This window comes from Cellulophaga sp. HaHaR_3_176, from assembly GCF_019021925.1.
Taxonomy (GTDB): domain Bacteria; phylum Bacteroidota; class Bacteroidia; order Flavobacteriales; family Flavobacteriaceae; genus Cellulophaga.
Genome location: NZ_CP058990.1, coordinates 3,001,439 through 3,015,647, shown reverse-complemented (window position 1 = coordinate 3,015,647; position 14,209 = coordinate 3,001,439). Strand labels below are relative to the sequence as shown.

Genomic DNA, 14,209 nt, shown 5'->3' with positions numbered 1-14,209 from the left:
GGATAAGATCCTTTCAATTTTTAAAATAAAAGTTATGAAACCTGTAAGCTTTTCGAATTTAAATAGAGTAAAAACGATACAAAAACTAACGAATGAAAAATTTGATTTAGTAGTTATTGGTGGTGGAATTACAGGTGGTGGTATTGCTTTAGATGCCGCTTCAAGAGGTTTAAAAGTAGCTCTTGTTGAAAAAAATGATTTTGCTTCGGGTACAAGTAGTAAATCAACAAAGTTAATACATGGAGGGTTGCGTTACCTTAAGCAATTTGATTTTTGGTTGGTAAAAGAAGTGGGTTCAGAACGGGCTATTGTACACAAACTAGCACCTCATTTAGTACTTCCCGAAAAAATGTTGCTACCATTAATTGAAAATGGCTCATATGGAAAATGGTTAACATCAATAGGTCTTAAGGTATATGATATTTTAGCTCAGGTTTCAGGAGATGATAAGCGTAAAATGCTAGAGAAAAAGGAAGCTTTAAAATTAGAACCTTTATTACCTAAAAAAATATTGAATGGTGCGGGTTATTATGCAGAATATAGAACAGATGATGCACGTTTGACTATTGAAAATATAAAAACAAGTTTACAACACGGTGCAATGGCATTAAACTATGCATCGGTAAAAGATTTTGTGTATACGAATGAAAAAATAGCAGGAGTAAAAGTTGTTGACGGTATTACGAATGAAGAGTTTACTATAAAATCTAAATATGTAATAAGTGCAGCAGGCCCTTGGGTAGATGAGTTGAGGAGTGTAAATAATTCAAAAAAAGGGAAACGTTTACATTTAACAAAAGGTGTTCATTTAGTTTTTCCTTATGAAAAATTACCTGTAAAACAATCAGTGTACTTTGATATTCCTGATGGTAGAATGATGTTTGCTATTCCGAGAGGAAAAATTACATATGTTGGTACTACAGATACTAACTATAATGATGATAAGGACCATGTGAAAACAGATTTAGCAGATGCGATGTATTTGATTTCGGCTGTAAACAACATGTTTCCATCTATTGAATTAAATATGGAAGATATAGTATCGTCTTGGGCGGGTTTGAGACCTTTAATTCATGAAGAAGGTAAGTCGGCTTCGGAACTTTCACGAAAAGATGAAATTTTCACCTCAGATACAGGTTTGATAAGTATTGCAGGTGGAAAGTTAACAGGCTATAGAAAAATGGCAGAACGAGTATTAGACAGAATTGTAAAGCTTAATGAAGAAGAAGGTGGAAAGGAATTGAAAGAATGTTTTACAGATAAAATTCCTTTGTGTGGCAATGATTTCAAAAAGTTTAAACATGTAAAAAAATATATCACAGAAATTAATACACGACTAAAACCTGAAGGTTTTGAAAAACATGATGCTTGGTTTTTGGTTACCAATTACGGTAAACAAACTGAGATTATTCTCGATAATTATGCTCAACTAAATGATGAAGATAAAAAAGTACGCTTGGCTAAGGCAGAACTTAAATTCGGGATTGATTACGAAATGATACAAAACCCGATGGATTTCTTTATTCGTAGAACAGGTCGTCTATATTTTGATATTGAAAGTATCCGCTATTTAATGACTCCTATTTTAGAAGAGTTTAAAATAGTTTTTAACTTAGATGACGCCAATGTTGAAGCTTATAAAGTCGAATTAGAAAAAGAAATAGACGAACATTCTAATTTTTCTTTAACTAGAGGTTAATCTAATTTGTCGGTCAAATCTTTAAAAACTTTTTTAGGGTTTTTGTCATTATAAAGTATTTGATAAACGGCATCTAGTATAGGTGTATTTGTTTTTTTGTTCTTGTCTTTATCTAATTTATAGGCACTTTTTGTAGCGTAATATCCTTCGGCAACCATTTTCATTTCCATCATGGCACTTTTAACGGTATACCCTTTTCCAATCATGTTTCCAAACATGCGATTACGACTAAATACAGAATAGCCGGTAACTAATAAATCACCTAAATATGCTGAGTTATTAATGTTGCGTTTCATGTTGTGTACTTTTTTAATATAGCGTTTCATTTCACGAATAGCATTACTCATTAAAACACTTTGAAAATTATCACCATAACCAAGCCCATGAGCAATACCAGCAGCAATAGCATATATGTTTTTTAACATAGCAGCATATTCAGTGCCTATGATATCATCAGAAATTTTAGTTTTAATATAATCGCTACTTAAATGTTCGGCAACGATTTCAGCTTTATCTTGGTTGGCACAAGCAATTGTCAAATATGATAAACGTTCAAGAGCAACTTCTTCTGCATGGCAGGGGCCAGTTATAACACCGATATTTTCAAATGGTATGTCATATTTTTCATTAAAATGCTCACCTACAATTAAACCTGTTTCTGGTACAATACCTTTAATTGCAGAAAAAATGGTTTTACCTTCTAACGAGATCTTTAATTTTGATAGTTCTGTTTCTAAAAATGCAGAAGGGACAGCAAATATTAGTATATCGGCATTGTTGATTGCAATATTAATATCATCAGTTAAAAGTAACTGCTTTGTATTAAACTCTACTGAACTTAAATAATTAGGGTTGTGGCCTTGAGTTCTAATATGCTCAATCGCATCAGAATTTCTCATAAACCAGTGAATAGTATCAACGTTTTCTGTCAACATTTTTACTATTGCTGTAGCCCAACTTCCTCCACCTAAAACTGCAAATTTCAAATCTCTATTCATAGTCCATTATCTAAAAAAAAGTAAGGTAAACAATTCTTTAGAAGTTTGCCAAAAACTTTATCTCTTTACAAATTTAACAAAATTAAAAACAATGTAGATTGCTGATAAATAGTGTTTTGTGTTTTTTGGCACGAGAATTGTTTTGTGATAAATAACCATAAAGATTTAGATTATGAGAAAATTAAAATTATTATTCGGATTCGTATTTGTAGGAGTGTTAGCAGCATCTTGTTACACAGAGGTGTTTATAGAAGATGATTATATAATTGAAGAAACTCGTTTTAATGTAAATCAAGTACTAGCATCAAGTGAGTTGTGGTATGTAGATATTAATGCAACAATTGGGAACGGAGAAATACCTTTTTTGCAACGTGCATTTACTGTGACTTTTGATGGTGGTGTTTTGTTAGCTAATAATAATTTATCAGGTATTGGAAAAACAGGAAATGGTTTTGGAATAGATGTAGGTACATATAATGGTTTTGATGGAATAGTAGAAATTAATCATGATATTGATGGAAGCTGGGTTCTTGGTGTTTTTGTAGTGAATAGTAAAACGATTGAATTGTATGATAGTAGATCTGATACATCTTATTTTTTAAAAGGATATCAAAGAAGTAATTTTGATTACGATATGGTTTTTTATGATAATATTCAGTATTTCTTGCAAGAATATGATGCTTGGGAAAAAGTATATACTAGTAACGAAGGAGCTTTAAATGATTTTGATAACGAAAACTTTCTTCAATTCTTAACGGGTAATCAGTCAGATTTTTTTAGATCTTCAATAGATAATAGGGGAACAGGAATAAATACCTTGCAATGGGATTTTGAAGGGGATTACCAAGTATATGATGTTGCTAATGATAACTCGTTGAAAGTTTTAACCTTGAGTTACGATTTTATTGGAGATGATTATTTTGAGTTATATGTAATAAATGATAAAACGATTGAATTATACCACCCAAATAGTGGAACAACGTATGAATTTAAAGGTAGGGGGTATATACAATACTTAAAAACCGATGAAAATGCGACAACAAGAAAAAGAATAAAAGTTGATAATCCAATAATGAATGTTACTAGAAAGAAAAAATAATTAAAATAGTTTTTTAGGTTGGTAAGTTTTGTAACCGCTTTAAGATTAATATCTTAAAGCGGTTTTTTAATACTTATTTTTTAAATTATTTTAAGAATCAACAAAAAGGAAAGATGTAATCTGCTAATTATGTTATAATTAAGGCTGCATAGTGTCGTGCAGTTGAAAAGTAGTACTTTTGCCACTTCAAAAAAATTAGTACAAATAATGAATTTTATCAAAAAACTTACTTCCAATCCTAAAAACGATTTTTTCGCAGGGGTAACCGTGTCTCTAGCGATGATTCCAGAAGTGGTGGCTTTTGCTTTTGTGGCAAACATCGATCCTTTAGTGGCGTTATCAGGGGCATTTATTGTTGGGTTAATTACAGCAATTTTTGGAGGTAGACCAGGCTTGATTTCAGGTGCAGCTGGTGCTGTGGCAGTTATTTTTGTAGACTTAATAAAAGAAGGTCATGTTAGAGGTTTGGAGTTTGATATTCCTGTAGAGAATATGGGGTATTATTACTTGCTTGGGGCTGTTATTTTAATGGGGCTTATTCAAATTTTTGCAGGTGTTTTAAAATTAGGTCGCTTTGTACGTTTAATTCCGCATTCAGTAATGATGGGGTTTGTAAATGGTTTAGCTATTGTCATCTTCATGGCGCAAGTAAAAATGTTTAGCCATAAAATACCGAACCCAGACCCGAGTGCTGTTGAAAGGTATTTAAGTATTTATATGCAAGGAGCTGAGTTGTATATGATGATTGGTTTAGTATTGTTTACAATGGCAATAATTCATTTTTTACCTAAGTTAACTACTAAAATACCAGCAGCATTAACAGCAATATTGATTACTACTTTCGGTGTTATATTGTTAGATTTAGATGTAACAACTGTAGGTTCATATATTAGAGAAGGTGGAGGAGATGGCTTAAGTGGTGAATTTCCAACACCTAATAAAGAGTTTTGGCAATTTTTACCTTTTAATTTAGACACGTTTACGTTTATTCTTCCGTATGCTTTCTTAGCTGCAAGTGTAGGTTTAATAGAAAGTTTGATGACTATGAATTTAGTAGACGAGCTAACAGATACTCGTGGTAGAGGTAATAGAGAATGTGTTGCTCAAGGTTTTGGTAACATTGCGAGTGGTTTGTTAGGCGGTACAGGTGGTTGTGGTATGATTGGCCAAACAGTAATTAATATAAATGCAAAAGGTAGAGGAAGATTATCTGGTATTGTAATGGCGGTAACATTACTTTCTTTTATTTTATTTGCTGATACATATATTGAACAAGTACCTATTGCAGCATTAATAGGAGTAATGTTTATGATGGTTATAGAAACTTTTGCTTGGTCAAGTTTTAGAATCTTAAAAAAGATTCCTATGTCAGATGCATTTGTTTTAATTGCAGTATCTGCTATAACCGTGTTTTTCGATTTAGCTATAGCAGTATTTATTGGTGTAATTATTTCAGCTCTTGCTTTCTCTTGGGAAAATGCAAAACGTATTCGTGCTCGTAAAAATGTAGATGAAAACGGAGTGAAAACATACGAAATTTTTGGCCCTTTATTTTTTGGATCAACAACTGGTTTTACTGAAAAATTTGATGTAGCTAATGATCCGGAAGAGGTTGTTATTGATTTTAAAGATAGCCGTATTGCAGATATGTCAGGTATTGAAGCTATTAATAAGCTTTCTGAACGTTATAAAATTGCAGGTAAAAAATTACATTTAAAGCATTTAAGTAAAGATTGTATAAAACTTTTAGCAACTGCCGATGATATTGTAGATGTTAATGTTTTAGAAGATCCAAAATATAAAGTTGTTGCCGACGGATTTAATTACGACGACCAATAACTACCAAAATTTATAAAAATGATGTAGCGGACCATGCCCTTTTCCTAGTGTATGGTCCGCACTTTTTTTAATAGCACCTTCCAAGTATTCTTTTCCTTTCAAAACAGATTCATTTAAGGTGAACTCTTTTGCTAAAAAAGCAGCTATAGCCGATGATAGGGTGCAGCCTGTACCATGTGTATTTTGGGTCTGTACTTTTTTTGAAGTAAGTTCGAAATATTCTTTCGAATCAAAATTGTAAAAAATATCAGTAAGAGTGTCATTGTTTAAATGGCCAGCCTTTAATAAAACAGAGACGCTATAGGCATCTGCTAATTCTTTTGCATAAAACTTTAGATTAGTGCCTTCAATTTTTTTGTTTAATAGTATTTCACATTCAGGTATATTCGGGGTAATAATTGTCGCAATGGACATTAGCTTACTCTTAATGGCTTTAATAGCATTGTCTAATACTAGCTTGTCGCCAGATGTAGCTACCATAACAGGATCTATTACAATTGGTGTGGCTTTGTATTTTTCAAGCGTTTTTACAACCATGTTAATAATTTCTGTAGAATGGAGCATTCCAATTTTTATGGCATCGGTACCGATATCATCTAAAACGGCTTGTATTTGCTTTTGTAAGTGTAGCACTGGAACTGGGTGTATATCAGTAACACCAATTGTATTTTGAGCAGTTAAGGCTGTTATTGCAGAGGTGCCATAGCAACCACAGGCACTAAACGTTTTTAAATCTGCTTGAATTCCTGCTCCACCGCCAGAATCACTGCCTGCAATAGTTAAAACTCTAGCGTAGTTTTGTGTCATATTTTCCATTTTTCTAAAGTATAGGCACTTTCCCAAAATAGCCATTCCATTTTTGATGCCAATAAAAATGAATTAGTCATTTTTATACGAGTTTCTTCTGTTGTTTTTTCAGCATATAAATCGCAAATTTGAATAGCTTTCTGCACAGCAATTCCAAAATCTTCACCAGCATAAGTATTAATCCAATCTTGATAAGGGTTGTTCTCCTTAGTTTGATGTTCTAAAATAAAATCACCAACTTTTTTATATATCCAAAAACAAGGTAACACTGCGGCAAGTGCCTCTTCAATTGAGTTTAAGTTAAATGTTTTATTTAAAAAACCAACATATAAAAGGCAAGAAGGTGATAGCTTAGCGTTTGTAGTGTCATCTATATTTTTAAGATATGTAGCGTGCAAAATTTGCTCCACTTTTATAGTGTCATTTGCAAAACTTAAAAAATGTTCAACATGTTTTGGATCTTCTAATTTAGTACCAATGCCTGCTAAGATTTTACCAAAATCTGCTAAGTAAAATGCATCTTGTTGTATGTAAAATTCAAATTTTTTTAAAGGAAGAGTGCCGTCAGCTAATTCGTTTATAAAAGCATGATTAGTGATTTTTTTGAAAGTAGGGCTCATTTTCTCCCAAGTATGTTCACTCCACTTCATCATAGTGTCTGTTTTGAAGTGGTTTTGAATAAAAATAAAAAGTAATTTTTATCAATTGTAAAATTCATAGTTGCAAATAGTTTTAACAAGTAGGTAAAACGATTGCACACAGGTAACAAATGATAGTTTTCTATGAAGATGCAAAATGCGTTTCCCTTCGTTGCTATTAAACAAATCAGGTTCAAAGGGTAATTTCTCAGCCCCCAAAAGAGCACCCCTAACGATTAAAATAACTACGGCTACAATTTTGTAGCCGTAGAGGATAACATTATAAAGTTCTTAAATACTCGGCAATAGCTCTAGTGTCGTCTTCAGATAAACCACTATCTAACATAATTGCATTATTATACTCTTCTAACAATGCTTTAGCTATTGGATCTTTTTTAAGCATTTCAGTTGGGTTTTTAATCATATTCATAACCCAAGCCGGATTTCTTCTATCGTAAACACCAGCCAAAGCAGGGCCTATCATTCTTTCCTCAGCCATATGACAAGCAGTACAAACCGTACTATATTTAGCTTCACCAGCGGCTGCTAAATCAGTATCTATATCAGAAAATTCGATATCCTTAAAAGGGCCAATACCTTCATTATCCATGTCAACAGGAACACCTTTTGAAGCACTAGTAGCTTTATCTTCAGTTTTGGTACGTTGCATGTCAAAACCACCTTTTTTTTCTTCTTTTTTTTCACCACAACTAGTTAATAGAACGCCAATTGCTAAAATGCTAAGTATTTTTTTCATTATTGAGTTAATTTATTAAAACACTAAGATAAGTTATTTACAAAAATTCTTTTATAAAATCAATAGATCTTTTTTCAGTATAAGTTGTGTTTTTTACTCCGAAAAAGCCAACATGACCACCGTAATTAGGAATTTCTAAATGTAAATTTTCATTTTCTTGAGCTTCTTTTTTAGGATAACACTCTGGCCCTAAAAAAGAATCGTTTTTGCTATTGATAATTAAAGTTGGCACTTTTATATTTGGTAAAAAAGATAGGCAACTAGATTTTGTGTAATAATCAATGGCATCAATAAAACCGTGTGCTTTACTTGTATATACATCATCAAAATCTTTTAAAGTTTTAATGCTTAAAATTTCTTTATCTGAAATTTTATCAGGGAAAAGCTGTTGCTTAGCTCGTAATTTTTCTATTAGATGTTTTTTAAACCTAATTGCGTAAAGCGCATTTTTAGGCTTCAGCAACTCTTTTAACGAACTATGTAAATCACATGGGACCGAGACTGCTACAGCTCCTTTTAATTCAGGAGGTAGTTTTCTTTTTTCACCTAAATATTTAAGCACTAGGTTACCGCCTAGACTAAAACCTTTTATGAAAATTTGAGCGTATTTATTTTTACTTAGTATATGATTTATAACAGACTCTAAATCTTCTGTTGCGCCAGAGTGATACGATCTAAATAATGCATTAGGAGTACCGCTGCAACTGCGTAAATTTATTGCGCAAGCATCTATACCAGAAAGGTTAGCGTGTTTTGCGCTACCTGTAATATAAGGGCGTTGTGCGCTACCTTCTAAACCATGAATTAAGATAATTACCTTGTTAGATGTTTGGTTAGAAAAACTCCAATCTACATCTAAAAAATCACTATCTGGCAATATTATACGTTCCCTTTTTTGTGATAAACCGCTTACTTTTCTTAATACTCCAGAATATATGGTAGATAAATGTCCGTTCTTAAAATAAAAAGGAGGATCATAAGTAGATGGTATTAATGGCATTGTTTTTTATTTCGGGTAGTTTTCTAAAACTTTGATTTGTTCTTCGATAGCTGATTTAAATTCAGATTTAAGCGTGTTAACTAATTCAGAAACAGGAACAGTATTGTCAATCAAAGCAACACCTTGCCCAGCAGACCAAATTGTTTTCCAAGCTTTAGCTTCAGTATCTAATTCTTTACCAAAATCAATTTTCACATCTTTCTTTAAGTCATCTTCGGTAATACCTGCAGCTTTTAAACTTGCACCTAAAAAATTGGCGTGTACTCCTGATATTGAAGCTGTGTAAACAACATCACTTGCTCCTGCTTCAATAATCATTTTTCGGTACTCATCAGTTGCTCTACTTTCTTCTGTGTTTATAAAGCGAGTACCCATGTAAGCCATATCAGCTCCCATTTGTAATGCAGAAGCAACATCTCTACCAGTACTAATACATCCTGAAAGTAAAATAGTTTTATGATAGAATTTTTTTATTTCCGAAACTAAAGTCATTGGGTTTATAGTGCCTGCATGGCCACCAGCGCCTGCGGCAACAAGTATTAAGCCATCTACACCAGCCTCTGAGGCTTTTTCAGCATGTCTTTTTTTAATAATATCATGAAAAACAAGACCGCCATAACTATGTATCGCATCTACAACTTGTGGTACGGCACCTAAAGAAGTGATTATTAAAGGAACTTTGTGCTTTATACAAATTTTTAAATCAGCTTCTAACCTTGGGTTAGTTTGATGAACAATAAGGTTAACACCAAAAGGAGCTGCTTTTTTACCTGTTTCATCTTCAAACTTTTTTAGCTCTGTTTTAATTTCTATTAACCACTCTTCAAACCCATCAGTTGTACGTTGGTTAAGCGCGGGAAAAGTACCTACTATTCCGTTTTTGCAACATTCAATTACCAAATTCGGACCAGAAATTAAAAACATTGGGGCCGTAACAATTGGTAATGATAAATCTTTTATAAAAGAGGCTTTCTGATTCATGGAAATAGGTTTTAGACATTAAAATTAAGCATAAATTTTATGTTTAATTTTTGTTAGTTTCATCAAAACTATGTTATTTTTGGGATTATTATGCATGCATAACAAAAAAATATACTATGTACCTTAAAGATTTTGAGATTCGTTGGAGTGATACAGATGCAAATCGTCATTTAGCAAATTCTGCTTATTTAAATTTTATGAGTCATACCCGAATGGCTTTTTTAATGGAACTAGGCTTTAATCAAAAAACAATGGCAGAGCATGAAATTGGCCCTGTCGTTTTTTATGAGCATGTATATTATTTTAAAGAAGCTTTTCCAGGTAAGCCAGTTAAAGTTTCTATGGAAGTGAAAGGGATGAGTGAAGACGGTATGTTTTTTGAATTTCATCATAATTTTTACGATCACAAAGGGAGAAATTTTGCACATTGTGAAATGATGGGAGCATGGGTAAATTTAAAAACCAGAAGCTTAACGGGACTTAATGATGTTTTTCTAGATGCATTTAATAATATAGAAAAAGCAGAAGACTTTAAAGTTTTAACTAAAGAACATACTCGTAAGTTTACGAAAGTGCCTAAAGATTTGGTTTAACAGGCTTGCTGGCAAGGTAAACCCCAAAAATAACAAGAATCATTGCTATGATTTTTATTTGCGTTAAACTGTCTTTGCCAGTTAGTATTGCAAAACAGACGCCTACTAATGGTTGTACGTAAACAAATGCACCAACAGTAGATGCCTTTAACTGTGTAAGTGCAAAAGCATTGAATAAATAAGTGCAAAAAGTTGTGCCTAAAACTACAAATAAGATTGCTCCATAAATGTGTACTGGTAAGGTAGTCCATTGAATTTCAGAAACTTCAGAAAAGGTAATTGGTAAATTAACAATTAACCCTATTGTAAAAAGCCATTTTAAAAGAACAAAAGGATGGTATTTAGAAATTAATTTTTTTGCTAAAATTAAATAGGTACCGTATACTGTAGCATTTACAACAAATAAAAAATTACCTAATGGAATATTTGGTGCATCAGCCCTTATTTCTGCTCCAAAAAGTATTAAGGCAAGGGCGCCAACTAGACCTAGAAAAATGCCTAACCCTTTTTGAACCGTAATTTTTTCTTTTATAAAAATAGCAGATAATAAAACGACAATAATAGGAGTAATAGTAACTAAAACAGCACTATTAATAGGTGTTGATAACTGCAAACCTTTAAAAAAAGCGAGCATGTTAATAACCATACCCATAATGCCACAGATGATAATTCGGCCCCAATCTTTAGGGTCAATTTTTTGTTTTGGGGCAAAAGGGGCTATACACCAGAATAAAATTGCAGCTCCAGCGACCCTTAAGAATATAAAGCCAAACGGTTTTACATAGTCGGGCATTACATCTTTAGCTATAGTATGGTTTAAGCCATATATAACAGTAGCTGCAAAGGCAGCCAATAATGCTAGCGTTCTTTTACTCACGAATGTATGTATTCAATTGCTGCAGCAATTTCTTTTTTACTATTTCCGATAAAAATTTTATCATCAAAAATAATTACTGGGCGCTTTAAAAAAGTGTAATGGTTTAATATTAGATTCATATAATCATTTTCAGAAAGTGTTTTTTCATGTAAACCTCTTTCTCTAAATAATCGTGCTCGTTTACTAAAAAGAGCCTCAAAACTACCCGATAGTTTAAACATTTCTTCTATTTGAACAGCACTTACAGCATCAGATTTAATGTCTTGTAATTCAAAACCATCTAGTGGTTGTAATTCTTTAAGTATTTTTTTGCAGGTATCACAAGTACTAAGGTAGTAGATTTTCTTCATTGTGAATAATTTTGAAAAAGATTGAATTATTTTAATTAAACCGAATGCAAAGAAACCTATTTCTTTGGAATTGTTCTATTTTTATGGCTTAATAAAACGTATTATTTTGGAAAAACTATTTGATATTACCCTTAAAAACAGGAAAATTTTATACAAATTCTTGACAAAAACACCCAGAGAGCAATTACTAAATATCCCTGCGGGATTCAGAAATAATATCTGGTGGAATATAGCACACGTGGTGGTTACACAGCAACTTTTGGTTTATAGATTGAGTGGCTTGCCAATGCGTATTTCAGATGAATTTATTGAAAAATTTAAAAAAGGAAGTGTACCAGATGGTACTGCTACTAATGAAGAAATTGACGAAATAACAGGTTTTTTGTTTTCGACAATAGAATGGATGCAGGAAGATTATGAAAAAGGTGAATTTAAGTCATTTAGTACATATGATACTAGTTTAGACGTTACTTTAAGCTCTGTTGAAGATGCTATTGCGTTTAACTCTTTTCATGAGGGGTTACATTTAGGGACAATTTTATCGCTATTAAAAGTACAGACGAAATAAAAACTTATTTTTTAATACTTACAGATAGATATTTTTTAATCTCATTGTAAGGTAGTGTTATTACAATTGGTCCGTCAGCATAAGACGCAACTTCATATTGATTGTAAATTAATTGAAGACCCTTATCGGTGAAGCCAATATTAGATGGTAAATAAAATATATCTCCCTCAAACATAAATCCAGTGCTATTAATGGAGGAGTTTTGGGGGATATCTTCTTGAATTTTGAATTTAGTTTCTACAAAGTGTGTAAAAGCACCTTTATCATTAAACAACTTCCAATTTTCAAACTCGTTTCCTTTTTTCTTATCAAAATTTAAAAACTTTGAGGCGCTAAATCCATGTGCTCCACCAGTAAAAATATAAGTATCTAATTTTATAGAGATAACATCTTTGTTTTCAAAAGTTATATCCGTTTTAATTTTAGCTTCCCAACCTAAACTTTCGTCAGGATACATTTCTTTTAAAGCTAAAAAGCCCTTTTTGAATGAAGTTATAGCTTCTTCAACTGTATTCGCTATAATTTCATCATCATATATTAATTGATCTATAATTTCCTCTTGTAAAGTATTGTTTATGATAGACGCTAGTTCACTATCGCCTTTAAAATTATAAGTATCAACAAGTACTTTAGGGCAATCATTACAGTTTTCGCTTTTAAAAGTTACGGATTCATGCGATAACTCATTTTTATCTTTACAACCGATAATTACTAATAAAATAAATAAGAGTGTTAACTTTATTTTCATAGATATATAAAATTTCAAGTAATGAATGGTAATTGTTATCGTACAAAGATAACGGTACATTTGTAAGTATAGGCAAGAGTTATGAACGAAAAGAAATTAAATTTTAACAGTAAGGTTATTCATGGAGGTCAAAACCCAGATAAGGCTTATGGGGCCGTAATGCCACCTATATATCAAACGTCTACATATGCACAAAATACACCAGGTGATCACTTAGGGTATGCATATTCTCGAAGTGGAAACCCAACCCGTAGTGCTTTAGAAAATTCTTTGGCAAGTATCGAAAATGGAAATTACGGTATGGCATTCGGAAGTGGTATGGCGGCTATTGATGCAATATTGAAACTATTAAGTCCAGGAGATGAAGTTGTCTCTACGAGTGACTTGTATGGAGGAAGCTATCGCTTATTTAAAAAAGTTTTTGAAAATTATGGTATCGTTTTTCAATTTATTGAAATGGAAGACGTTGATAATATTGAGAAGTATATATCTAATAAAACAAAATTGCTTTGGGTAGAAACACCAACAAACCCTATGATGAGTATTATAGATATTAAAGGAGTCGTAGCTATTTCTAAAAAACACAATATATTATTGGCTGTCGATAATACTTTTGCGAGCCCTTATTTACAGCAACCTTTAGATTTAGGAGCTGATATTGTAATGCATTCTGCTACTAAGTATTTAAGCGGACATAGCGATGTGGTTTTGGGAGCGCTTATTGTTAATGATAAAGAATTAGCAGATAAGCTTTACTTTATTCAAAATGCAAGCGGTGCAATTTGTGGGCCAATGGATAGTTTTTTGGCTTTACGTGGAATTAAAACTTTGCATGTAAGAATGCAACGCCATTGTGAAAACGGAGAGAAAATTGCGAATTATTTAAATGCACATTCAAAAATAGAAAAAGTATATTGGCCAGGTTTTGTAGCTCATCCTAATCATCAAATTGCTAAAGAGCAGATGAGTGGTTTTGGAGGAATGATTTCTTTCGTGCCTAAAGGAAGTTCATATAAAGATGCCATAAAAATTGTTGAAAGTTTAAAGCTTTTCACGTTAGCAGAATCTTTAGGTGGTGTAGAAAGTTTAGTTGGTCACCCTGCGAGTATGACGCACGCTAGTATACCAAAAGAAGAAAGAGAAAAAGTCGGAGTTGTAGATTCTTTAATTAGGTTAAGTGTAGGTATCGAAGATATTGACGATTTAATTTCTGATTTAGAACAAGCCTTAAATTAAATATTTATTAATTTTTTAA

The 14,209-nt window shown here is 32.2% G+C and carries 15 protein-coding genes and 1 riboswitch; of the genes, 6 read left to right on the top strand and 9 right to left on the bottom strand.

Annotation, left to right across the window (positions count from 1 at the left end; all coding sequences use genetic code 11):
• The first annotated feature begins 34 nt into the window (after positions 1 to 34).
• Positions 35 to 1,699 (top strand): glycerol-3-phosphate dehydrogenase/oxidase, encoded by a 1,665-nt coding sequence (locus tag H0I23_RS13245; RefSeq protein WP_216783774.1) that lies wholly within the window; start codon positions 35 to 37, stop codon positions 1,697 to 1,699.
• Here H0I23_RS13245 and H0I23_RS13240 read toward each other — a convergent pair.
• A complete protein-coding gene (locus tag H0I23_RS13240) occupies positions 1,696 to 2,697 on the bottom strand; it encodes an NAD(P)H-dependent glycerol-3-phosphate dehydrogenase (protein ID WP_216783773.1) in 1,002 nt (333 codons plus the stop codon). The genes H0I23_RS13245 and H0I23_RS13240 overlap by 4 nt on opposite strands.
• Before the next feature lie 172 nt (positions 2,698 to 2,869).
• Between H0I23_RS13240 and H0I23_RS13235 the strand changes: the two genes are divergently transcribed.
• Together H0I23_RS13235 and H0I23_RS13230 are read left to right on the top strand one after the other, a co-directional pair.
• Positions 2,870 to 3,796: a nicotinic acid mononucleotide adenyltransferase gene (locus H0I23_RS13235; protein WP_216783772.1), complete on the top strand. Its 927-nt coding sequence runs from the start codon at positions 2,870 to 2,872 to the stop codon at positions 3,794 to 3,796.
• 204 nt (positions 3,797 to 4,000) lie between these two features.
• Positions 4,001 to 5,635: a SulP family inorganic anion transporter gene (locus H0I23_RS13230; RefSeq protein ID WP_216786078.1), complete on the top strand. Its 1,635-nt coding sequence runs from the start codon at positions 4,001 to 4,003 to the stop codon at positions 5,633 to 5,635.
• Here the strand turns inward: H0I23_RS13230 and thiD are convergent, their stop codons facing one another.
• The 5 genes from thiD to H0I23_RS13205 all read right to left on the bottom strand — a co-directional run bounded on the left by thiD (position 5,636) and on the right by H0I23_RS13205 (position 9,818).
• Positions 5,636 to 6,451, bottom strand: coding sequence for a bifunctional hydroxymethylpyrimidine kinase/phosphomethylpyrimidine kinase (gene thiD / locus H0I23_RS13225; protein ID WP_216783771.1), 816 nt, complete (start codon positions 6,449 to 6,451; stop codon positions 5,636 to 5,638).
• Complete coding sequence (tenA, locus tag H0I23_RS13220) at positions 6,439 to 7,095, bottom strand: thiaminase II (RefSeq protein ID WP_216783770.1); 657 nt, start codon at positions 7,093 to 7,095, stop codon at positions 6,439 to 6,441. The genes thiD and tenA overlap by 13 nt, the downstream gene beginning before the upstream one ends.
• 132 nt (positions 7,096 to 7,227) lie before the next feature.
• Positions 7,228 to 7,321, bottom strand: a riboswitch (TPP riboswitch).
• 39 nt (positions 7,322 to 7,360) lie between these two features.
• Complete coding sequence (locus H0I23_RS13215; protein ID WP_216783769.1) at positions 7,361 to 7,837, bottom strand: cytochrome c; 477 nt, start codon at positions 7,835 to 7,837, stop codon at positions 7,361 to 7,363.
• A 37-nt stretch (positions 7,838 to 7,874) separates the two neighbouring features.
• Positions 7,875 to 8,837 carry a YheT family hydrolase gene (locus tag H0I23_RS13210; protein ID WP_216783768.1) on the bottom strand — a complete coding sequence of 321 codons (963 nt, stop codon included), beginning with the start codon at positions 8,835 to 8,837 and terminating at the stop codon, positions 7,875 to 7,877.
• A 6-nt stretch (positions 8,838 to 8,843) separates the two neighbouring features.
• Entirely contained in the window at positions 8,844 to 9,818 is a 975-nt protein-coding gene (locus H0I23_RS13205; RefSeq protein ID WP_216783767.1) for a nitronate monooxygenase family protein, read from the bottom strand.
• A gap of 116 nt (positions 9,819 to 9,934) precedes the next feature.
• Between H0I23_RS13205 and H0I23_RS13200 the strand changes: the two genes are divergently transcribed.
• Positions 9,935 to 10,411, top strand: a complete 477-nt coding sequence (locus tag H0I23_RS13200; RefSeq protein WP_216783766.1) for a thioesterase family protein — start codon at positions 9,935 to 9,937, stop codon at positions 10,409 to 10,411.
• Here the strand turns inward: H0I23_RS13200 and H0I23_RS13195 are convergent.
• Both H0I23_RS13195 and H0I23_RS13190 read right to left on the bottom strand, forming a co-directional pair.
• Positions 10,395 to 11,288, bottom strand: coding sequence for a DMT family transporter (locus H0I23_RS13195; RefSeq protein ID WP_216783765.1), 894 nt, complete (start codon positions 11,286 to 11,288; stop codon positions 10,395 to 10,397). The genes H0I23_RS13200 and H0I23_RS13195 overlap by 17 nt on opposite strands.
• Entirely contained in the window at positions 11,285 to 11,638 is a 354-nt protein-coding gene (locus H0I23_RS13190) for an arsenate reductase family protein (protein WP_216783764.1), read from the bottom strand. Before H0I23_RS13190 ends, H0I23_RS13195 begins: the two co-directional genes overlap by 4 nt.
• A gap of 106 nt (positions 11,639 to 11,744) precedes the next feature.
• Between H0I23_RS13190 and H0I23_RS13185 the strand changes: the two genes are divergently transcribed.
• Positions 11,745 to 12,206: a DinB family protein gene (locus tag H0I23_RS13185; protein WP_216783763.1), complete on the top strand. Its 462-nt coding sequence runs from the start codon at positions 11,745 to 11,747 to the stop codon at positions 12,204 to 12,206.
• Between the two features lie 4 nt (positions 12,207 to 12,210).
• Here the strand turns inward: H0I23_RS13185 and H0I23_RS13180 are convergent, their stop codons facing one another.
• Positions 12,211 to 12,954, bottom strand: coding sequence for a DUF3298 and DUF4163 domain-containing protein (locus H0I23_RS13180; RefSeq protein ID WP_216783762.1), 744 nt, complete (start codon positions 12,952 to 12,954; stop codon positions 12,211 to 12,213).
• Between the two features lie 81 nt (positions 12,955 to 13,035).
• Between H0I23_RS13180 and H0I23_RS13175 the strand changes: the two genes are divergently transcribed.
• The gene (locus H0I23_RS13175) at positions 13,036 to 14,190 is read left to right on the top strand and encodes a cystathionine gamma-synthase (protein WP_216783761.1); all 1,155 of its coding nucleotides are present in this window, start codon (positions 13,036 to 13,038) and stop codon (positions 14,188 to 14,190) included.
• Positions 14,191 to 14,209 lie beyond the last annotated feature (19 nt).